The organism is Maribacter ulvicola (assembly GCF_900155985.1).
Classification (GTDB): domain Bacteria; phylum Bacteroidota; class Bacteroidia; order Flavobacteriales; family Flavobacteriaceae; genus Maribacter; species Maribacter ulvicola.
The window spans coordinates 19,941-42,891 of sequence record NZ_FTMA01000008.1; the positions used below are offsets into that span (position 1 = coordinate 19,941).

The window sequence follows — 22,951 nt, forward strand, 5'->3', positions numbered from 1 at the left end:
TCTAAATTTTGATAGATTAAAATTAACCACAGAAAATTAGAAATTGTATGATATTCGTCATCACCATAAAGTTTATTAATAGCTATTATTAAGTAGTAAATACAGACCGATGAAAAAGAAGTTTAGAAAAAGTATAGGTTCAGATACGCCTACACTGGTGTATTTTTATGCCCCATGGTGTGTGCCATGTAAACTAATGAGGCCAGTAGTAGAACAAGTTATTGGAGAATACCCAGAAATATTAAATTACATTGAAATAGATGTAGAAATAAAAAAAGGAATTGTAAAAAGATATAAAATAAAGGGCGTCCCAACCTTAATACTCTTTCAGAATGGAACACCACTTTGGCGTCATACCGGTGTAATACCGATTGAAGATATAAAAATGACCCTAAAAGAGCATATTTAAGCTTTATTAAAGCTAGTATTAGTAATACTACTCATGTATCACTAAAAACGGCACCTTAGTATGATAACTGATTTTTTCAACAGTAGGTCTAAATAGAATACGTTCCAAGAAATTAAGATTTTTAGCGACCATAATAAGCATATCTAAATTTCTGCTTTCTGTAAAGCATTGAACAGATTCATCAATGTTTTTACCGGTAACCTCATGAAAAGTACATTTAGTTTCTTTAAAAAAATCTAGTAATAGATTTTTTATTTTACCTTGATTCTGAGAGAGTTTTTCTCCCTTACTAGAAATATATAATAGGCGTAAAGCAGATTTTTTTAATAGGATTATATCTTTAATCGTATTTAATATGGTTACATCATAGGCTAAATTTAAATCAGAAGGAAACCCAATTTCCTCAACCTTTTCATAAGTAGCATTTTCAGGTACGGCCAACAGTGTGCATGGCACTTTAGTAATAACATTACCGGTATTACTACCTATAGAAACGGATTTTAAACCAGAAGCTCCTTTTGTGCCCATTATTATAAGTTCAATATTCTTTTTTTTAACGAAATCCTTAAGTTGATCCGTTAAAAAACCATAGATAGCTTTAAAATGAAATTCATGTTTAACATTTAATGGAAGATGCTCTATTTTTTTGCTGAGCGTCTTAAGTTGTTCTTTACTTTCTGCTAATAGGGTGTCTTCTAAAATATCTGGTGCTATGTACATTGCGGCTTCACCACTTACATTAGTATTAATTGCATTAATATGAACAATATGAAAGGTACAGTGCGTTTTTTCAAAGAAAGAAATACCATATAATAATGCATTCCACGCATTATCTGAAAAGTCTGTAGGTATTAATATATTTTTCATTGTAATAGTTTGATTATTAGAAAAGTAGAATTGTTATCGTGGTAAGAATAAAACAGGAATTTGCGAATGAAATGCTATTTTTTTAACCACGGCCTCACCAATTACTTTCTCCCAGAAAGTGTGCTGGTGCCTTAGAATACTTAAGAAACTAGCATCTTTATCTTCAGTATACATATCAATACTCTTAGAGATATTTACTTCAAATGGTATGTTCGTAAATTTTAGGTCAAATTCAGATAACCGTTCTTTTAAAACTTCTTTATGCGCTTCTTGATATTCGTTTAGATTAAACTCAATGGCAACGTGAACTACTTCTATATTGGTGTTCCAAAGTTTGGCAAGTTCAATTATAGGGTTAAACAAGTTTTTTCTGAATGTAGCAGAAAAATCCGTAGCAAAAAGCACAGACTTTAAACTTTGAAAGTTATACCCGGTGGGCACCACTAAAATTGGTGTATTTTTTATCAGGTTTAATACTTTTACGGTATTACTGCCCAAGAAAACCTCTTTGGCACCCGTAGCACCTTGTGTACCCATTATCATTAAATCGACATCATTAGTATTTAGAAACGATGCTGCCGAATCTTCTAAATTACCCGGTTTGGACAATGTTGTAAATTGATGTTTTGGATTTTTATGGTTTATTTTTAAATATGAAAGCACTTCATCAAGCTCTTGGACCGAGTATTTTGACAAGGAATCATAAATAACACCCAGTCGTTGTTGGCTTTTAGAGCCCATTAAATTTAATGGTGTTGGTTCATAAGCATGTAGTAAGTAAAAATGACAATCTACTTCTGCATATATTTTTAATGCCGTGAAAATTGCGTTCCAAGCATTATCCGAAAAATCTGTAGTAATCAATATCTTTTTCATAGCCATATCATTTTATTTAACGGGGAAGATTTTGCATAACCAAAAACGGAATGGTAGAAGAAAGACCAATTTCATCTATGGTAGATTGGTAGAGCATATCTTCTAAAAAGGAATGTCTAGAATTTACCATAACCAGCAAATCCATATCGTTTTCTTTAATATATGTTGTTATTGCCTTTGCTCTATTGCCAACACCTATAGTGACAAATGATAACCTGGCATGTGGCAAGGACTCTTTTAAGAACTTTTTATTATCTAATTGACGGAGACTTAAGTCTTCAAAATCTGATATATATAAGCTGTGCACTTCTGCTTTAAATTCTCCGGCCATAATGTCCAGTAATTTCAACTCACGTCGTTTATAGGGCAACATATAGTTACTAGGAAATAGTATTTTCTTAGGCTGACTATAACTATATTGGTCAGGAACAGCCAAAACCGGACATTTTACATATTTAAAAACCTGTAAGGTGTTGCTGCCAAATGTGATTTTTGAACTAGCAGTTTTACCTTTGGTACCCATTATAATGAGGTCTATATTTTTTGAATCGGCAAAATTATTAATGGCATCTACCAGAGATTCAAAAGCACATACGGCTTCATATTTATGTAAAGGGTTGTGAGTTTTTGTTTGGGTTTCCGTTACAAGCTCATTTAATTTATTCTCAGCAGCATCAGCAATCATTTTCTTCTGTTTATCAAAAGTTTCTGCATCTACATTATGATAGGGTCCGTAAACATCATCTGCATAGGCATGAATAAAATAAAAGTTAGTACGCTCGCATTTAAAGACATTAAGCGCATATGAAATGGCGTGATCGGCATTGTTGGAGAAGTCTGTGGGTATGAGAATATTTTTCATAGCTATCTTTTAATGATGTTTTAAAAGTATAGGAGTGTATAAGAATATCCTATGATAAATATCATGCGCAACTTGCAATCAACTAAAGTATGTATGTTTAGGGATCGATAAAAAGAATAGATAAGTAATTTAACTTATGAGTTAGCTACCAAAATGTGATAAGCATTTAATGGATCAAATTATTTATAAATAGATAAGATTAGTGAAGACTGATATTGGTCATAGTAATTTATAGTTCAACAAATTACATTTATTGAAACATATTAAAATATAGAAATTATGAAAAGAATATTAATCTTATGGGTATTGGCACTTATGGTGAGTATGCCTATTTCTGCACAAATTTTAGATAATTTAGATGAGATTGCACCTTTTAGTGAAGGTCTGGCGGCAGTACGTAAGGGCAACCAATGGGGCTTTATTAACCAACAAGGAGAACTGGTCATAGATTTTAGAGGTGATGTTTACACAAGTACACAAGTAGATCAATCTAGAACAGATGTTTTAGGTATAAAATACCCAATGTTCAATGAAGGATTATGTTTAATACAAAGCACTGTTGAAGATGGTGTACCGGTATTTGGGTTCATAGACACATCTGGAAAGGTGGTTATTGAACCTCAGTTTTTAAATATATTTCCTTTTGAGGACGGGTTTACCACTGCAGTGTTATTCGACAAGAGCTTTAAAGGTGAAAATGAATTTAAACTAAAGATATACGAATACAAATTTTTTGATGTAGGCGTGAGCACTACTGGTGAGATCACTGATTTTTTTGAAAAAAGAGACCATATACAAATGACGAGGAAAAGATATAAAATGCCGGAAATTGGAGCCAAAATGTTAACTAAGAATTTAGTGGCTACCCATAAGTTAGGTCAAGGCTGGAGTATTGATAAGCTAAGTGTTAAAAACTAGTAACTATGAACAGATTAAAAGATAAAGTAGCTGTAATTACAGGAGGTACTGGCGGTATAGGTATGGCATCGGCAAACCTGTTCTTGGCACAGGGAGCAAAGGTAGTTTTAGTAGATAATAATCAACAAGCCATAGATGAAGCTATTACTGGTCTAAATAATGAAAATGTTTCCTTTTTTAAGGCTGATGTATCTAAGAAAGAGGATACTATTAAATTCTTGAACCATACTATGGCAATATTTGGTAAGATAGATGTATTCTTTGCCAACGCAGGTATAGAAGGCATTGCAAGTCCCATTGCAGAATACCCCGAAGATGTGTTCGATAAGGTAATTGCCGTAAACCTTAAAGGAGTTTGGTTGGGTTGCCAATATATTATTCCTAAAATGGAAGCAGGCGGCAGTGTTATTATTACGTCATCTGTAGCCGGTTTAAAAGGATTTCCGGATTTAGGGGCTTATGTTGCTACTAAGCATGCTGTAGTAGGTATAATGCGGGTTGCGGCAGCGGAGAATGCTGAACGTAACATTCGTGTGAATACTTTACACCCGGGTCCGGTAGATAATGATATGATGCGTAGAATAGAAAGTAATATGTCTCCTCATAGTCCAGATATTGTTAAAGATGGTTTTACGGCTACAGTACCGTTAAATCGTTATGCAACCTCAAAAGAAGTAGGGGAGCTTGCCTTGTTCTTAGCTTCAGATGAAAGTAAATACATTACAGGTTGTACCCATATAATTGATGGGGGTATGCTACATGCTTAGATTTCAATGAAACTATTTTTTTGTAAACTTGATTGCATAAATGACCACATTTATGCTGTCAAGTTTTATTTTTGAAAACAATACCTTATAAAATAAACGAACATTCATGACTATTCATAATTTAGAAGACCAAAACTCAGTTCTCAATCAATTTATTTCAGAAATACGCGACTCAAAAATTCAAAAAGACTCAATGCGATTTCGTAGAAATATTGAGCGCATAGGAGAGGTGCTAGGTTATGAGTTCAGTAAAGAACTATCATATAGCTCTAAAAATGTAGAAACGCCGCTTGGTAGTAAATCTATGCATTTGAGTAAAGATCAAGTGGTTATATGTTCTATTTTAAGAGCAGGTTTACCATTGCACCAAGGACTTTTAAATTATTTTGATGCGGCTGAAAATGCCTTTATATCTGCGTATAGAAAACATGAAAACAACGAAGATGATTTTGAAGTAGTGGTAGACTATTTTGCTACACCGTCATTAGAAGGTAAAATATTGGTGCTAACAGACCCTATGTTGGCTACGGGCAGAACTTTAGAAAATGTTTTAATGGGGTTAAAAGACTATGGAACACCAAAACAAATTCATATTGTATCAGTGATAGGGGCTATAGCAGGTATAGATTATATAAAAGATATTTTTCCGGCAAACACTCATTTATGGATCGCTACAATTGATCCAGAACTGAACGCCCGGGGATACATTATGCCAGGTATAGGAGATGCAGGTAATTTAGCTTATGGTCAAAAGTTGTAATTATAGAATTTTCTTAGAACGCTTAATTCCTTTTACAATTTCATACCACAGTACTGAAATAGCCCCAATGAGGATCGTTGTTCCTAATTGAGCTATTGATAAGGGTTCAAATTCAAAGAAACGGGTTAATACGGGTACATACAATAATGCTAATGAAAGTATGATGGTAAGACCTATGATCAACGGAACTAGATTATTCTTGTATTTTAAGGTGGTGCATATGGAATAATAGAAAGATCGATTCACTAGCGTTAAAAAGATATTGGCTACAATGAGTACCATAAATACCATGGTACGGGTTGTATTTTCAGAAACCCCGGTAGACACAGAATATTGATAAGCTACCAAAGCACCAAAAGTAATAGCGAAACCTTGGACAACACTTGTAGTGAGTTCTTTGTAATTAAAAAAGGTAGAGGAAAAAGGTCTCGGTTTTTTAATCATCAAGTTTTTTTCCATAGGTTCGTTTTCAAAAATGATAGAGCAGGTAGGCCCCATGATCAATTCTAAGATGATAACATGCGATGGCGAGAATATATTCGGATAAATCCACCGTAACGCTAGTGGAATAAATACGGTGAGAATGATGGGTATATGTATAGAAATGATATACTGAATTGCTTTTTTTAAATTGGTATATATTTTTCTGCCCATTGCCACCGCAACTACCATTCTAGATAGGTCATCGTCAACCAAAATAAGAGAAGCGGCTTGTTTGGCAATTTCAGTACCTTTTTTGCCCATGGCTATACCAATGTGCGATGCCTTTAAAGCTGGGCCGTCATTTACACCATCGCCCGTCATGGCAACGACCTCGTTATTCTTCTTTAACGCATTTACAATTCTCAGTTTCGCATCGGGGAACATTCTTGAGAATACGTTGATATGTTTTACTTTTTCTTGTAGTTCTAAATCTGTAAGCAGCATTAACTCATCACCAGAAATACATTTTTCATATCCTTTAAAATTAATTTGTTTGGCAATTGCCATAGCCGTATTTGCATTGTCACCGGTTACCAGTTTCACTTGTATACCAGCACTGTCAAAGTCTTTTAATACTTGTGCAATGTTATCTTTTGGTGGATCGTAGAAAGCGATAATTCCCTTAAAATCAAATTTAAAATCTTGTTGCTTTTTCGGGTATTTTTCTCCTTCAAATATTGCCCTGCCAACCCCAAGCATTCTATACCCGTCTTTACCTAATTCTCTAAGTATATTTTGAATGATTTCAATTTCAGACATAGTCAGGTTAGATACGGCTATCATAGCTTCTGGAGCTCCCTTAGCGGCAATGATTTGTTTGCCATCTGTATTTTGAAAGACATGGGTCATCATAGGTGGCTTACCACCTAAAGGATATTCATGTACCATTTTATAATTTGGGCGCTCGTCATTATCGGTCAATTTACCGTACCAATTGTGTATGGCTATTTCCATGGGATCAAAAGGTATGGGTTCACTTGCCCACATGGCAGTTGTCATCAACGCTTTCTCCTTACTGCCCAGTATATCTTTAATATTTACAATTTTTCCGGTATTTAGTGTAAACAGTTTGGCAAGTACCATTTTGTTCTGTGTAATGGTACCGGTTTTGTCTGTACAGATTACGGTGGCACTGCCCAGTGTTTCAACAGTTTTCATTTGCTTGACCACAATGCCCATTTTCATTAATCGCCATGCACCCAAAGCCATAAAAGTGGTAAAAGCTACGGGTATTTCTTCCGGTAAAATACTCATGGCCAAGGTTAGTGCTTTTAACAAACTATCTAGTATAAAGCCAGAACGCATGTAATTGATACCCCAGACCAATAGAAATATAATGCCTCCCCAAATCGACATCAGTTTTACGAAATTGAAAATCTTAAGTTCCAAAGGTGTTTTCTCTTCGGTAATGTCCTCAAGGCTTTTACCTATTTTACCAAGTTTGGTCAAGTTTCCAATAGCCGTAATCCGTGCAATTGCCAATCCGCTAGCAACGGTGCTTCCTGTGAAAATTAATGGTTCTGGACTAGTGGCATCTTTATAAACTGAAAGAGATTCACCGGTTAAGATAGATTCGTTAACAGAGAAATCGTTAGAATGTACAATGGTACCATCCGCAGAAATGGTAGTGCCTTCTTCAACCATTAAATAATCACCAATAACAATATCTTGGCTATCAACTTCTAAAACGGCACCAGAACGTATGACTTTGCTTTTAGGGTGGGTAAGGTTTTCGAGATTCTCCAAAGCCTTTCTACTACGCGAATCTTGATATAAGGATATGGATCCAACAAGAACAATAGCAGAAGCTAAAAAAACACCATCGCCATAATTACCGGTTATAAAATATATAGAAGAGGCAATTAACAGTAAAATAACCATGGGCTCTTTGGCAATGCTTTTTAAGGCATCTAAAAAGCTGTTATCTTTCTTATAATTAAAAGTATTTGTTCCATGTGCTGCACGAGAGTTGGCAACCTGCTCTTTGGTTAGTCCTTCAATTCCAAAATCAGCAGGGTTGATCATACTTTTAAAAGAGTTTTATACTTATGTAGTTGGTTGTTTATTAGGTGCTAAGGTATTTTAAAAGTTTATCTAGCCTACTGACATTTATCATATGAATTATGCCCGTAAGTTTGCAATTTTATAGTGTAATAATCTTAAAAGTAACCTGTTATGGAAACCGCTATGCATGATGTAAAAATAATAATGAAGGAAACATATTCTAAATTGGTGTCTTATAAGCGTAAAGAGAATAGAGAATCTTTTAATAAAGAATTACTACGTGTTTTACCCAAAATTTATCGGTATGTATCTAAAAGGCTAAATAGTGCCGTTGCAAATGGTACATTAAACAAAGGTATGTTCAACCCTAGTGATTTTACAGATCAGTTGTTCATTGAAGTTTATGATAACATTGATAAAATTAAAAGTGAAAATGAACTGCATGTTTTTCTCTTTAAAAAAGTAGATGAACTATTGGAAGATAGTTTGGTAGAAGAGGAGTTTGATTATGTTTTCTTTGATAATATTGATAATTATTCTAAACCGGAGTGGGACGCTATGGAAGAAAACTATACCCAAGACGGCGATGGAGATTTCCTACTTTTAGAAGAGTTGGACGATAGTTCTTTAGATAAAAGCGATTATACATTGGACCATGTTTTTATCACAGATGAAGAAAAGAAATTGGCAGATAAGCTTGATGCATCTCTAGATAAGGAAAGAATATATAAACACATACAATTGGTTTTGGATAAGATGAATATACCAATGAGAACGGTATTTGAACTCTTTTCTAACGAAGGCTTAACAACCCAAGAAATAGCCGATATACGTAAAACCACATTGGCTCAGGTAGAAGAATTATTAGCTTCGGCAAGGCAACTGCTTAAGAACAGTTTTGAAAAAAGATTTCTTATAGATAGCAATTAAAAACAAAAATGCCCTTACAACTAATTGAGGGCATTTTTTATTTAGTGTAATTAAAAATGGTTTAATTATTGTCCCTTAACTTACCAACCAATTGATTAATATGTATACGGAAAACTACTGACACCTCTTCGGTATCAATTTTCGCAGAGAACTCACTTATATACTTTGGGTGTTCATTATTATTTTCCGCGATTACTTTTTTAACTCCTTCAGAAAATTCATGCAATATATGTTTTGCATCAATACGAGAAAGTTCTTCAAAAGTACCTTGTATTAAAACAGATTTCCAATTAGAAATAGAGCTTATCTCGTCTACTGCTAGGCTAACTGCCGTATTTTTCCTCATTTCTTGAATCTTGTGCCCTTCAGAAGCATAGCTAGTTATGGTGTTGGTTTCTGAATCGTAGAAATACGTAATAGGTACAATATGTGGATATCCACCAGAAATATAGGCTAGTCTACCAATGTAGTTTTGTTCTAATAAGGTTTTGCATTCTTGTTCATTTAAAGTTCTTCTCATGACCTATTGTTGTTTGTTGATGCGATAAAAATATAAATCATTGAATTGGTGATACATGATATTCGTCAGTAGTAGAAAAACGATAGTTGGCAACGAATTCTAGTTTATACACACCGAATACTAAAAGGCGCCGGTTTTACCCGTAGTTCACGGTTAGATTTGACTTTAAATAAAAATAACAATCTAAAACTACAATTATGAAACTACTTTTCACCTTTTTACTGTGTTGTACCATCTTCACAGGCTTTTCTCAAGATAATGATAGCCCATATTTATTAGTGTCAACAGAAGATGCTAATATTCCTTTAAAGTCATCAGAAACTACTGTAAATATATCTGGCACTGTTGCCCATGTTCAAATTACTCAAGTATATCAAAATAGGGGTGCGGGGGCTATAGAAGCCAAATATGTGTTTCCACTTTCTACGCAAGCAGCGGTTCATAAAATGCAAATGACTATTGGCAATAGAATTGTAAACGCTAAAATTTTTGAAAAGCAAGAAGCTCAAGAAGTTTATGAAACCGCTTTGAGCGAAGGCAAGCGTGCAGCGAAGTTAGACCAAGATAGACCCAATGTTTTTAAAATGAACGTGGGTAATATTATGCCTGGCGATGATATTGCCATAGCTATCTATTACACAGAAATATTGGTACCTGTAAATGGGGAATATCAATTTATAGCACCAGGTGTTGTAGGTCCTAGGTTTACGGGAGAAAGCGCTACAAACGAGGATAGTTTCAATATGCCGTATTCGGCGAAGGGTATAGCCGATAGTTTTGAGTTTAATATGTCGGTAACCTTAAATGCGGGCATGATCATTCAGAATATTAATAGCAGCAGTCATAAAGTAACGGTGAATCATCCTAATGCAAAAACCGCAGAAGTCTTTTTGTCAGAAGAGAATGAGAATCCGTCGAACAGAGATTTCATACTAAATTACAACTTGCGAGGAAATAAAATACAAACGGGATTATTGATGTATGAAGGAGAAGATGAGAATTTCTTTACCTATCAAATGGAGCCAAGTAAAACTGTGGAATTAGATGATATACCGGCACGTGAGTATCTTTTTATTGTAGATGTATCGGGTTCTATGAACGGCTATCCATTAGAAGTTTCTAGACAATTAATGCGAAATCTATTGTGTAATTTACGAATGAGCGATACCTTCAATGTACAGTTATTCGCTTCTAGTTCAACTATGTTTAGTTCCACACCAGTAGAAACGACCGAGCAGAATATTGAGGCCGCCGTTCGGTTTTTATCCGATGGACAAGGAGGTGGTGGTACTCAGTTGCTAAGTGCATTACACGAGGCATATAAATTACCAAGAAAAGATATGGGCAGTGCGCGTTCTATGGTCATTATTACTGACGGCTATGTAAGTGTTGAAAAAGAAGCGTTCGAGCTGATTAGCTCAAATCTAGATAAAGCCAATGTATTCACATTCGGCATAGGTTCTAGCATCAATAGGTATTTAATAGAAGGTATGGCAAAGGTTTCCAATAGTGAATCTTTCATAGCAACTACCTCAGAAGAAGCTGCAGAAGTAGCTAAAGATTTCGCAAAATATATTGCTACGCCAATATTAACGAGAGTAAAAGTAGAAGCAAAAGGTTTTGATATGTATGACCTTGCCCAAAAGAGTATACCAGATGTATTTGCCGCTAGACCGGTGGTTATTCATGGAAAATATAAAGGCAAGGCAGAAGGCAAAATTATCGTAACCGGTTACCAAGGCAAGAAGCGATTTAGAGAAGTCTATAATGTATCTGACGGGCATTTAAGTAAGCAGAACAAAGCATTACGTTACTTGTGGGCAAGAAAGAGAATAGCGGAGTTAGATGATTATAACAGTTTGTTCAATGAGGATGTAAAAGATGAGGTTGTTGCATTAGGACTTAAATACAATTTGTTGACCAACTACACCTCTTTTGTTGCGGTAGATGAAGCCATAGTAAATGAAGATGGAACGCTGACAAAAGTTAAACAGCCGTTACCAATGCCAAATAATGTAAATAATTCTGCCGTAGGTGCAGAAGCAGCCGTGAATGAAACTAGCAAATTTAAGCGCTCTTTTACCATAGATTTTGAAAAAGAACTTGACAAGAATGTAAAAAGACAGTTGACGATAGAGTTCAAAGTGATGTATAGTAAACTGGTAACAAATTACTTAAAAAAGTATGAAAGCTTACGCATAAAATTCAATGCAGATGGTAAAGTGATTGGCATAGAAAAACTAGAAAACGGTCGCTGGACTGTTGATGAAAGCATGCTATTGGAATTTGAGAAAATCGGTTTAAAATCCGTTAAAAAAGAAATGTCGTTAACGATAAAAAAGTAGGTAGTTAGTTTTGGTTAGTTGGTTCTCCTTACGGAGAAGAAGACCTGTAAGATTTCTATAATCTTGCAGGTTTTTCTTTTGTATTACTTATGAGGGAAGAGCTATAAACTTAATAAATATGCACTGTTCAACGAATACTAGATGAAGAGCTACGAATACTAGAACACTGCCCTAAAAGCCCTGTCTCTACTGTAATTTAGAAGTGTAGAAAGAAATTAACTAAAAATATTATCATGAAAAAAATCATCCTTTTAACCCTAATATGCTGTGTTTTTGTAACCAATGCACAAGAGTTTCAATTAACCAATAAGTACGATGTTACCAATCAAAGAAGTATTGGTCAAGAAGAGGAAGATACCTGGGCGGTAGATGTCGTAGTAACCAACAATCCAGAACATCCTTTTGCAACATTATCCATCGCAAATTTCGGTTTGTTAGATGAAATGAGGATTTCGGTTCTAAAAGAGCCGTCGTTGGAAGGCATTACAGAAGTAGTAAAGATTACACTAGAATACAATGCCTGTTGTGCTAGCACAGAAGAGTTCTATTATTTGGTAACCAATAATGATTTCATCGCCTTGCCAAGTATTAAAAACGAGTATGCCTATGAACCTATTTCAGACATACACTATATATTTCCTAATCAATCTTTTGGCAAAGAAGGAACCATTTTAAGAGCCGTATTGCACTACACAGAAACATATACGGTCAAAGACATTAAAATTTTACGAAGCATTGCTTGGAACGATGATGATTTTGATTCTGAAGATCCTATAATAGCAATTAATTATTAATAACCCTTAAAATATAGAAACATGAAAAATTTAAAGAAAAGTGCCTTATTCCTATGCTTATTCGCATTTGTAAACATCTTCGCCCAAAGCGTGGATCAAGTAGAATTTGAAGTAATGGACAATGAAATTCCTGCTGAAGAACTAACATATGAGTATCTATTGGCACACAAAGTATTTCTTCGCGAAAAGCCATCGGTACGCAGTAAAAAAGTTACATTACTTAATATCGGTACTAAAATGGTATTGTGGGAGAAGAGTTTGTATGCAAAAGAAATAAATGGGATCAGTAGTCACTGGTACCGGGTTACTACAGGTAACGAAACCGGATGGGTTTGGGGCGGTATGATAGCTCAGAAATCCTTTGGGAGTATAGCGGACAACCAAGTGAAGTTTGTGTACGGTTATGAAAGCAGTGCCAAAAATGAAGTGGGTGTTACCAGAACAAAATACCAGTTACGTGCCTTTAAAAACGGACAACAATTAGATAAAATAGTTTTAGATAGTCTTTCTGCCATTCCTGTATATATAGAAAACCATGGTAGCCTTGGCTTGTTCAATGTAGAAGATGTTATTACAGTAGATTTAGCCGATATGGAAACAGGTTATCAAGTAGGAAAGAGTTATATATTTTGGAACAATGGTAGATTCAAAAAAGTAGCGGACTTAATAGATTATGCAGATGCAAATTATTTAAAGACAGAAACTTTTGTTTTTCCGTCAGATATGCAAGGTATCAAGAGTACTATTTTATTAAAAACGACTATTACAAAGAATATTAAAACATTAGATGATGCGCTGGCACAGAATAATGTAGAATTCATTACCACTCCATACCTATGGAACGGATCAAAGTTGATTAAAAAAGAGGAATCTCGTGAGATTAAAGATGGTGCTGTTGTAAGTATAGACTTTTAAAAAATAGCTATGAATAAGTATTTAATTATGATATTGGTTTATGTGTTAATGCTAGGTAGTAAGAAGCCGTTTCCGCAGCAGTTGGGAGCGGCACTTGCTTCACCTACTCAAAAAGAAGTAGTAAAAGAATCTATTGTTTTTATTGCTGGTTTTGATGAAAGTGATAATACCTATTATAGTAATGCAAGGCAGTATTTTAAAAATCAAGGAATGCCCATTGTAGACAGTCTATTTGCCCTCAATGAGATTATAAATTATTTAAATAGTGCAGGGGAGAACCAAATTAGATATAATGAAATTCATATTGTAAGTCATAGTAATGCCTGGTTGGGCATGTCATTAAAGACAACAAAAACCGGAGAACGCATCACCGTATCAGCCTTACAAAACGCGGCGCAAGAACATAGTATAGAAAAGATATGTGAAAACATAACGAGTAGTTCTAAAATCATTTTTCATTCCTGCGGACTAGGAGAAAATAAAGAATTGTTACAAGAATTAAGAAGTATTTTTGATGCCAAAGAAATTGTAGCATCGCCCTATTTTAATGTATTCGGAGGTAAATATGCAGATCACTATTTAGCAAATCCCTATTATGGTTATTACCCAACAGCAGAATCTTTGGGTCCCGCGCATCTTGCCAAAGAGTTCAAACAGGCATATCCAACGGTAGATATTGACTGGTTTACGGCACTAAAAACTAGAAGAGAATCTTCTTTTGGTAAAGCCTATAGTTTCAAATTCAATATTCCGGTAGATTGGGAATTTACTTTTGATAAGGTTAATGATATCCCTACTTTAGAGGACAAAGAAGCAATTATGGATTGGATTTCAGAATCCCCGGAAATGGCTGAGGTATTATTTAAGTTGAACATCCCAATAGAAAAGTTTAGATGGAGAAGTACTATCAAAGAAAATAAATTGATAATAAAAGGAAAAACGACCGTACTCTGCGTATTGGCACCTATTTTGCAGCCTAATGATGCCAGCGAATATCAAAATGTTAGGGTAAAAGATCGTACTTTATATCAAATATTATAACTAAATCAACGTTTCACAAGCACAAAAAATATATTTATTATTGAATTTACTCATTAGATACGGTCTATTTCTATTATCTTTTTTTGGGACAATGCACCTAGCTGCACAGAACAATCAATTTAGATCCTACAATATTGCAGACGGTTTACCACAATCAGAAGTACATGATATTTTACAAGATGAAATAGGGTACTTATGGTTAGGAACACAAGGGGGAGGGTTGGCAAATTTTGATGGGGAAACATTTGAAGTTTGGAATGAAAGCAATGGCCTACTTTCTAATTATATAGATGCCTTGTATACCAGAAATGATTCTCTTTTTGTAGGTACTATGAAAGGACTGTCAATCAAAATAAAGAACAATTTTGTAAATTACAATACGCCTCAAATTCTACACATGTACTCCTCAAAAAAGGGTTTGTTTCTTGCTACTAAAAAAGGCGTTTATAACTATTCTAAAAACACTACGGTCAAGAAGGTTTCTATACATGAAGAAATAGATAAAAGTGAAATAAATGCTATTATTTTTGATGGTAATCATTATTGGTTAGCTACGAATGAAGGCTTATGGAAATTGAGTGAATTAAACCATACTGCCACTGACATCATCAAGATTGAAGAAAATAATTTTAAGTCGGTTGTTTATCATAATAACAAGATTATTGCAGCAACTTTTGATGATGGTGTATTTGTAATGGATGTTGATAGTTTAGCTAATCGGTTTTTAATGCCAGAACCTTATCGTATAAATGCTATGTCTATTCATAATACAGATGAATTATGGATAGCAACTGATAATGATGGTATTACGGTTGTGGAAACTACTAAATTCGATGAGGTGAAGAGGTTAAATAAATCTACCGGTTTAGTTACCCCACATATTCGAAAAATAATTGATGATGATAATGGAAACCTGTGGATAGCAACATCTGTTGGCGGACTTTATAAATATTTTCAAAATGATTTTAGGCATTATGATCAACGCTCAGGATTAAGGGGAAATAGAATTTATGCGGTACATAATGCAGCAGATGGTTTATGGCTATCTAGCTCAGAGGCCGGACTAACAAAAATTGACTCCCTAGGTATTCATCCATTACCTAATGACAATTCTTTTTTTGATAAAAAAATAAAGACAATAACCAGTGATTCTAAAGGCAATATTTGGGCAGGATCAGATAATAGAGGGCTTTTATTTCGAGAAACTAAAACGGTAGATAGTTTGGTATTCTCGTCAAGCGAAACCTTTTTAATACAAATAGATACCGTTTCCGTAGAAAGAACCACCAATCATATTATTGATGAAAGCAAGGGTTTTCCATCAGATTGGGTGCGTACCATAATTGCTGAAGAAGATTTTACTTGGGCAGCTACGTATGGCCATGGAATCGTTAAATTCAATTACTATTCAGATAGAGATAGTTTGGTCGTCAGAAAGACCTTTACAAAGCAAAACGGTATTAAGGATATGTCGATTAAAGGCATGGTAAAGGCTCCAGATGCTAAACTGTGGTACTCCACACAAAATGGACATTTGGGTTATATAGAAAATGATAAGGTCACCAATATTGAAACAGGTTTGGAACAACAAACCGCGATCGGTACCATTTTGTTCCATGATGATACCATTTATTTAGGTACTTCTGGCAAAGGTATTTGGTATGCGAATAGTACAAATCCTGAGAATTTTCAACAATTAAAAGGTGCTAAAAACATTTCTTCAAATAATATTTATCAGCTCATTTTTGATAACCAAGGTTTTCTATGGGCAGGTTCTGAACGGGGTGTGGATAAAATTGAATTAAATAGCACCAACCAAATAGTAGATGTATATCACTTTGGAAGAAATGACGGATTTTTAGGTTTAGAGACTTGCTTAAATGCCGTTGATAAGGATGAAGAAGGCAATTTGTGGTTTGGGGCCATTTATGGCTTAACTAAACATATGCCCAGTAAAAAAAAGAAAACAGCTGTACCACCATCAGTTTATTTTACGGGAATAGAGGAGCGTTATAAAAATATTGATTCGCTGGTTTTAAAAGACTGGACAAACAGTAAAAAAGTACTACAATTAACTCCGGATCAAACGCAGATAGGTTTTTCCTTTAGAACGGTAGATATTGATCATCCCAATGCCATAGCCTATAGAACCAAATTAGACGATAGCGATTGGAGTCCGTGGGTAAAGGAGAACAAACAAAATTTTGCGGGACTGGCTTACGGAGCCCATACCTTTTCAGCACAATCTAGAAATTACAGATGGCAAGAAAGTGAGCCGATTACATTTAGTTTTTTTATTGATAGTCCGCTTTACCAAAAAGACTGGTTTCAATGGTCGGTTTTGGCATTGGCAGTATTAATATTATTGGGAATAGGCTTGTTTTATATACGTAAGATAAAAGCAAAAAGCAAAGCGGCACAAGAGCAGTTAAAAACAAAGAATTACCTGCTTACTTTAGAGCAGAAAGCATTGCAATTACAGATGAATCCGCATTTTATATTCAATGTATTGAACGGGGTAAAAGCCATGGCAGGCAACAAGCCAGAAAAGATGGATGCCACTATTAACAGTTTTGCCATTTTGCTACGCGAAACCTTGCAGAACTCTAGAAAAGAACACATAAGTTTAGACCAAGAAATAAAGGCATTACGACATTATGTGGAAGTAGAACAATTAATGGCTCAGAAACCATTTGAATGTTCTTTTAATGTAAACACCGATCCCGATGCCGAAGAGATATTGATTCCGCCAATGTTGATTCAGCCTTTCGTTGAAAATGCCATTCGCCACGGAATTTTAAAAGGGGAAAGAGCGGGAGAATTGGAAATAGCCTTCACCACCACAAAAAGCCATTTACAGTGCAGTATTATTGACAACGGAATGGGTATTTTTAGATCGCAGAACGAAAAGCCAAAAACCGACCATCAATCTATGGCGTTGACCGTTACCAAAGAGCGATTAGAATCCATTGCCGGTAAAAATACCTTGCAAATTAGTGAGATTAAGAATGAGGACGGTAGCATTGGCGGCACCAAAATTAGCTTTAAAATACCATTACTAACAGATTATTAAAGACCTATGCATACAGCGATAATAGTAGAAGATATGATTGACGCCTTAACTCTTTTAAAGCGGGATATTGAGACGCAACACCCAGATATAGAAATTATCGCAACGGCACAGAGTGTAGTGGAAGCAGCAAAAGTGCTACGTAAAAATCAGCCCGATATTCTATTCTTGGATATTATGTTAGGTGACGGTACAGGCTTTGATATTTTAGAAATTTTCCCCGATTTAAAATCGAAAATCATATTCGTAACCGCAAGTGATGAATTTGCGATACGTGCATTCAAATTCGCAGCCATAGATTATGTTCTAAAACCCTATGCCAACGAAGATTTAAGTATGGCAATAGCTAGGGCAAAAGAGCAGTTGCAGCCTAATAAAGAGCGTTTGCAGATTTTAAAAGAAACCATTGCCGCTCCGGAGAAAAAGCCTAATAAGATATCGTTACATACCTTGGACCAAATTATCATTGTCAGCTTAGATGACATTATTAGGTGCGAATCTGATAGTAACAACACTATATTTCACCTTCAAGATAAACGCAAGATATTTGTAACAAAGACCCTAAAATACTTTGCCGATTTATTAAGTAGTCACGATTTTATTCGTGTACACCAAAGTCACTTGGTCAACTTACAATGTATTAGTGCCTATATCAAATCCGATGGCGGTTATTTAATGTTGAAGAATGGGGAAAACGTACCAGTATCTGTGCGAAAGAAAACTGAGATTATTGAGATTTTGGATAAGATGCATCGGTAGGGGAATTGATTATGATTACTTTAAAACTTATAAACATTTAAACTAACTTTCAGCATTGACAGAAACACTTCATTTAATTTCCGAGATACTAAGAGTTGATATAATCATTGTATTCGGGTTTTACACTATAGTATTCTTTTAGGTTCGAAACTTTTCGAAGTATAAAGAATTCTTGAATGACTTCGATAGAACCGCAATTAATTTGGTCATTTTTTCAGGTATAGTTTTTGGGATGTTATGGATTATTAGACTTTTTGTTTCTTACATAGGGATAGAAAACGAGATGGACAAAATAGCTTTTGTTCAAAGATTAACTGGTAAGTACTCGTATGGAGTTTGGCTGCAGCCATTATTCTGGTTATTGTTAAGTCAGTTATTATGGTATAAAAAAATAGCAAAAAATATTTTTTATAGATTGTTCCTTAGCCTAATGTTTTTGGTATCTTTTGAAAGAATGGTGGTTATTGCAACTTCATTACATCGAGATTATTTGCCGAGTGACTGGAGCTTAGGATTAAAACCATTACAGATATTAATTGGAATACTATTTAAAGTATTAGTTTTTGTGATAATAACCGGATCGATATATCTGCTACTGCTTTGGAAAAGAACATTTCGTAATAATACTTAAATTATGTTTTTGAAAAAAACTCTAAACAATTTTTCAATTCACCCTTCCATAAAACAAAAAATCACTACCCCTATTTTATATTTTTCTCAAAAGCGGTATGGAATGTTATAATTTATGTTAAGGTTAACATAATAGTTTCAAAAGCCTAACTATTTTTAGAGAGCACGAATTCAGTTACATATTTCAAACTAACCATTAAAAGGGATATTCGCGAGTTGTCCTTATTTCATATGGCAAACTTAGAAATAGTAGTTTTTCTTAAAGAATTTGCTTACAATATTGAAACACTATAAAACGAACACATGAAAAGAAGAGATTTTGTACAGTATGCCGGGTTGGGTGCCGGAGCATTGATGATGCCATCATTATTGCTAGGTAACGACATCCCCACAGAGGCACTACTAGAACCGGGTATGGATGCCTTGGTGAAAAAAAACATGGCAGATGTAGCTTTAAATACCGCTAAGTCATTAGGCGCCACGTACGCAGATGCAAGAATTGGCAGGTATTTAAATCAGTATGTTTTTACAAGGGAAGACAAAGTTCAGAACGTGGTAAATACAGAATCTTTCGGTATTGGTATTCGTGTAATTGCTAACGGTACTTGGGGTTTTGCCTCTACCAATAGTGTTACTGCAGACGGCATTAAAAAAGCAACGGAGCAAGCGGTTGCAATCGCCAAGGCAAATTCTAAAATTCAAAAAGAACCGGTAAAGCTAGCTCCCGTAAATGCATACGGAGAGGTTTCTTGGAAAACACCGATCAAGAAAGATTTTAAAGAGGTACCTGTTTCAGAAAAGGTAGATCTTTTATTAAGTGCCAATGCGGCCGCTTTGGATAACGGAGCAAACTTTGTGAACTCCGCCTTATTCATGGTGAACGAGCAAAAGTACTTTGCATCTACTGATGGTTCTTACATTAATCAAGATATCCACCGCTTGTGGCCAACCCTAAGGGTAACGGCTGTAGATAAGGCTGCGGGTACTTTCAAGACCAGAGAGAACATGAGTGCTCCCGTAGGTATGGGCTATGAATATTTAGACGGTTTAGAATCCGAGAAATTAGAAGGTCCTGCAGGATTGCGTTTATATAGAAATAGCTATGATATGGTAGAAGATGCCACTATTGCAGCAAAACAGGCAAGAGAGAAACTAACCGCAAAATCGGTAGACGCCGGTAAGTACGATTTGGTATTAGAACCTAATCACCTTGGGTTAACCATTCATGAATCTGTGGGGCACCCATTAGAATTGGACCGTGTATTGGGTTATGAAGCCAATTACGCCGGTACAAGTTTTGCCTCTCTGGATAAATTAAAATCGGGCAATTTTAAATACGGTAGTGATATTGTAAACCTAGTTGCAGACAAAACGCAAGTTGGTTCTTTAGGGGCTGTTGGATTTGATGATGAAGGTGTGAAAGCCAAGAAGTGGGATTTGGTGCGGAACGGAGTATTGACAAATTTCCAAGCCATACGTGACCAAGCACATATGATCGGTGAAGAGGAATCTCACGGTTGTTGCTACGCACAAAGTTGGAACGATGTGCAGTTTCAACGTATGCCTAACGTTTCCTTAGAGCCGGGCAAGGAAAAGTATTCTATTTCTGAAATGATTAAAGATGTGGAAAAAGGTATTTACATAGCGGGTCGTGGATCGTATTCTATTGATCAGCAACGTTACAATTTCCAGTTTGGAGGTACTGTTTTTTACGAAATTAAAAATGGTGAAATTGTAGGCATGTTAGAAGACGTAGCATACCAATCCAATACCCAAGAGTTTTGGAATTCATGTGTTAAAATTTGCGATAAGGATGATTACCGTTTGTTTGGTACATTTTTCGATGGTAAAGGGCAGCCTTCCCAGGTGAGCGCTGTATCTCATGGTAGTTCTACTGCCAGGTTCAATGATGTAAACGTAATTAACACTGGTAGAAACATTTAATTGTTTCACGTAAAAAAGACAACAATGGCAATTTATACAAAAGAAGAAGCAAGAAAAATATTGGAGAAAGCATTGAGTTTTTCCAAAGCCGATACCTGCGAAATAAATTTAAGCGGTAATAACAGTGGCAATATAAGATATGCACGAAATACGGTATCTACATCTGGGTATAGTTCTAACCAAAGTTTGGCGGTACAGTCTAGTTTTGGTAAAAAATCTGGAACGGCAACTATCGATGAGTTCGATGATGCATCGTTGGAAAAGGTGGTGAGAAGGGCAGAAGAGTTGGCACAACTTTCTCCTGAGAATCCAGAGTTTATGGAACCTTTAGGTCCGCAGATGTATGATGAAGCAGTAACGTACAGCGAATCAACAGCAAATGTAACTCCGGAATACAGAGCAGAAGTCGCCAGCAGCAGTATTGTTCCTGCAGATGCAAAAGATGTTACGGCAGCAGGTTTTTTAAATGATTCCGCTGGTTTTAGTGCCATGATCAATTCAAAAGGATTATTTGCTTACAATCAATCTACAGATGTTGATTTCACGGTTACCATGCGTACCAATGACGGTACCGGTTCTGGTTGGGTAAAAAGGGATTTTAATGATGTAGATAAGTTTGATGCTGATGAAGCGGCAAAGACCGCAATCGACAAAGCAGTGCTTTCTAAAGAGGCAAAAGCAATTGAGCCAGGTAAATATACGGTGATCTTAGAACCAGCTGCTTCGGCAGATTTGTTACGTAATATGTTTCGTTCTTTAGATGCACGTTCTGCAGATGAAGGTAGAAGTTTTATGTCCGCTGCAGATGGTAAAAATAAAATTGGGGAGAAAATAGTTGACGAACGCGTTAATATTTATTCAGATCCATTGAACCCTGAAGTGCCAACATCAACTTGGAACGGCGAAGGGCAACCCATAAAAAAGACAAGCTGGATTGAAAACGGAGTCGTTAAAAACTTGGCCTATGATCGTTTCTGGGCGAAAGAGAAAGGTGTTGACCCGGTTCCTTTTCCGTCGAATGCGATTATGACCGGTGGCGATGCAAGTTTGGAAGAATTGATAAAGAGTACAAAAAAGGGAATTCTGGTAACACGTTTATGGTACATACGTAGCGTTGATCCACAGACCTTGTTATATACGGGATTAACAAGGGATGGAACGTTTTACATTGAGAACGGAAAAATTAAATATCCTGTAAAAAACTTCAGGTTTAATGAGAGTCCGATCATCATGTTAAACAATTTGGAAACCCTTGGTAAGCAAGTGCGTATCAATGGTAATCTAATACCTTATATGAAAGTGCGTGACTTTACGTTTACGAGTCTTTCAGATGCCGTATAATTGATATTTTGATGAGGTAAGCTGGTTGTTTGTGTTGTATCACAACAACCAGTTTTCTTTTTTCAGAATGAATAAAAACACAAATTAATTGCCCTTGAGCAACGAATTTTTCTTTACGAGATTACAGTATGAGTCCGGCGATTGGGATGTGGATCAGCGCATGCCGTCCAATCTGTTGAATTCATTGGTGGAGTACACCACTTTGAAAGTAGATACACGAGAGAAGATAATCACCTTGGCAAGCGATGATATTTTTAAGAGTCCGTTTTGCTATATCTCAGGTCATAAGTTGGTAGAGTTTACCAAAAAAGAACAAGAAAATTTTGAAAAGTATGTACGAAATGGCGGCTTTGTTTTTGCCGATGATTGCAATCATGACATAGACGGCTTGTTTGCCAAATCTTTCGAGCGGCAAATGGAAGAAATATTTGGTCCGTCCGCATTAAAAAAAATACCCAACGACCACGAAATCTATACCATATTCTTTGACTTTGAAGACGGTCCGCCCACCACATCGCAAGAATTGAATGGTTGGGGAGATGATTTGGTCCACGAGTATCTAAAAGCCATTATAGTAAACGGTAGAATTGCAGTACTGTATAGCAACAAAGACTACGGTTGCGAGTGGGATTACGATTTTAGAAACAAACGTTGGTACAAAATAGACAATACACGGTTTGGGGTCAACATTGTCATGTACGCCCTAACCTCATAAA

The 22,951-nt window shown here is 35.6% G+C and carries 19 protein-coding genes; 14 read left to right on the top strand and 5 right to left on the bottom strand.

Features of this window, described 5'->3' with window-relative positions:
• Positions 1-109 precede the first annotated feature (109 nt).
• The gene (locus BW936_RS16280; protein ID WP_076550252.1) at positions 110-409 is read left to right on the top strand and encodes a thioredoxin family protein; all 300 of its coding nucleotides are present in this window, start codon (positions 110-112) and stop codon (positions 407-409) included.
• Positions 410-436: 27 nt separating this feature from the next.
• Here the strand turns inward: BW936_RS16280 and BW936_RS16285 are convergent, their stop codons facing one another.
• The 3 genes from BW936_RS16285 to BW936_RS16295 are packed head-to-tail and all read right to left on the bottom strand — an operon-like array spanning position 437 to position 3,014.
• Positions 437-1,276 (bottom strand): universal stress protein, encoded by an 840-nt coding sequence (locus tag BW936_RS16285; RefSeq protein ID WP_076550255.1) that lies wholly within the window; start codon positions 1,274-1,276, stop codon positions 437-439.
• 33 nt (positions 1,277-1,309) lie between these two features.
• The gene (locus BW936_RS16290; RefSeq protein ID WP_076550562.1) at positions 1,310-2,152 is read right to left on the bottom strand and encodes a universal stress protein; all 843 of its coding nucleotides are present in this window, start codon (positions 2,150-2,152) and stop codon (positions 1,310-1,312) included.
• A 16-nt stretch (positions 2,153-2,168) separates the two neighbouring features.
• Positions 2,169-3,014 (bottom strand): universal stress protein, encoded by an 846-nt coding sequence (locus tag BW936_RS16295; RefSeq protein ID WP_076550257.1) that lies wholly within the window; start codon positions 3,012-3,014, stop codon positions 2,169-2,171.
• Positions 3,015-3,293: 279 nt separating this feature from the next.
• Between BW936_RS16295 and BW936_RS16300 the strand changes: the two genes are divergently transcribed.
• The 3 genes from BW936_RS16300 to upp all read left to right on the top strand — a co-directional run bounded on the left by BW936_RS16300 (position 3,294) and on the right by upp (position 5,459).
• A complete protein-coding gene (locus tag BW936_RS16300; RefSeq protein ID WP_076550260.1) occupies positions 3,294-3,932 on the top strand; it encodes a WG repeat-containing protein in 639 nt (212 codons plus the stop codon).
• A 5-nt stretch (positions 3,933-3,937) separates the two neighbouring features.
• The gene (locus BW936_RS16305; RefSeq protein ID WP_076550262.1) at positions 3,938-4,699 is read left to right on the top strand and encodes an SDR family NAD(P)-dependent oxidoreductase; all 762 of its coding nucleotides are present in this window, start codon (positions 3,938-3,940) and stop codon (positions 4,697-4,699) included.
• 106 nt (positions 4,700-4,805) lie between these two features.
• The gene (upp, locus tag BW936_RS16310; protein WP_076550265.1) at positions 4,806-5,459 is read left to right on the top strand and encodes a uracil phosphoribosyltransferase; all 654 of its coding nucleotides are present in this window, start codon (positions 4,806-4,808) and stop codon (positions 5,457-5,459) included.
• Here upp and BW936_RS16315 read toward each other — a convergent pair whose 3' ends face one another.
• Positions 5,460-7,967, bottom strand: coding sequence for a cation-translocating P-type ATPase (locus BW936_RS16315; protein WP_076550268.1), 2,508 nt, complete (start codon positions 7,965-7,967; stop codon positions 5,460-5,462).
• A gap of 150 nt (positions 7,968-8,117) precedes the next feature.
• Here BW936_RS16315 and BW936_RS16320 point away from each other — a divergent pair, with 150 nt between their 5' ends.
• Positions 8,118-8,876, top strand: coding sequence for an RNA polymerase sigma factor (locus BW936_RS16320; RefSeq protein ID WP_076550270.1), 759 nt, complete (start codon positions 8,118-8,120; stop codon positions 8,874-8,876).
• 61 nt (positions 8,877-8,937) lie between these two features.
• Here the strand turns inward: BW936_RS16320 and BW936_RS16325 are convergent, their stop codons facing one another.
• Positions 8,938-9,396, bottom strand: coding sequence for a pyridoxamine 5'-phosphate oxidase family protein (locus BW936_RS16325; protein ID WP_076550272.1), 459 nt, complete (start codon positions 9,394-9,396; stop codon positions 8,938-8,940).
• A gap of 197 nt (positions 9,397-9,593) precedes the next feature.
• Here BW936_RS16325 and BW936_RS16330 point away from each other — a divergent pair, with 197 nt between their 5' ends.
• From BW936_RS16330 to BW936_RS16375, 9 genes are all read left to right on the top strand, one after another.
• Positions 9,594-11,741: a VIT and vWA domain-containing protein gene (locus BW936_RS16330; protein WP_076550274.1), complete on the top strand. Its 2,148-nt coding sequence runs from the start codon at positions 9,594-9,596 to the stop codon at positions 11,739-11,741.
• 233 nt (positions 11,742-11,974) lie between these two features.
• Complete coding sequence (locus BW936_RS16335; RefSeq protein WP_076550276.1) at positions 11,975-12,535, top strand: hypothetical protein; 561 nt, start codon at positions 11,975-11,977, stop codon at positions 12,533-12,535.
• A gap of 21 nt (positions 12,536-12,556) precedes the next feature.
• A complete protein-coding gene (locus BW936_RS16340) occupies positions 12,557-13,450 on the top strand; it encodes an SH3 domain-containing protein (protein WP_076550279.1) in 894 nt (297 codons plus the stop codon).
• Between the two features lie 9 nt (positions 13,451-13,459).
• Positions 13,460-14,491 carry a hypothetical protein gene (locus BW936_RS16345; RefSeq protein WP_143744202.1) on the top strand — a complete coding sequence of 344 codons (1,032 nt, stop codon included), beginning with the start codon at positions 13,460-13,462 and terminating at the stop codon, positions 14,489-14,491.
• A 40-nt stretch (positions 14,492-14,531) separates the two neighbouring features.
• Complete coding sequence (locus BW936_RS16350) at positions 14,532-17,564, top strand: sensor histidine kinase (protein WP_143744203.1); 3,033 nt, start codon at positions 14,532-14,534, stop codon at positions 17,562-17,564.
• A gap of 6 nt (positions 17,565-17,570) precedes the next feature.
• Complete coding sequence (locus BW936_RS16355) at positions 17,571-18,320, top strand: LytR/AlgR family response regulator transcription factor (RefSeq protein WP_076550285.1); 750 nt, start codon at positions 17,571-17,573, stop codon at positions 18,318-18,320.
• Positions 18,321-19,253: 933 nt separating this feature from the next.
• The gene (locus BW936_RS16365) at positions 19,254-20,894 is read left to right on the top strand and encodes a TldD/PmbA family protein (protein WP_076550289.1); all 1,641 of its coding nucleotides are present in this window, start codon (positions 19,254-19,256) and stop codon (positions 20,892-20,894) included.
• Between the two features lie 24 nt (positions 20,895-20,918).
• Entirely contained in the window at positions 20,919-22,235 is a 1,317-nt protein-coding gene (locus tag BW936_RS16370; protein ID WP_076550292.1) for a TldD/PmbA family protein, read from the top strand.
• A gap of 94 nt (positions 22,236-22,329) precedes the next feature.
• Positions 22,330-22,950, top strand: a complete 621-nt coding sequence (locus BW936_RS16375; RefSeq protein ID WP_076550565.1) for a DUF4159 domain-containing protein — start codon at positions 22,330-22,332, stop codon at positions 22,948-22,950.
• Position 22,951: the final 1 nt, after the last annotated feature.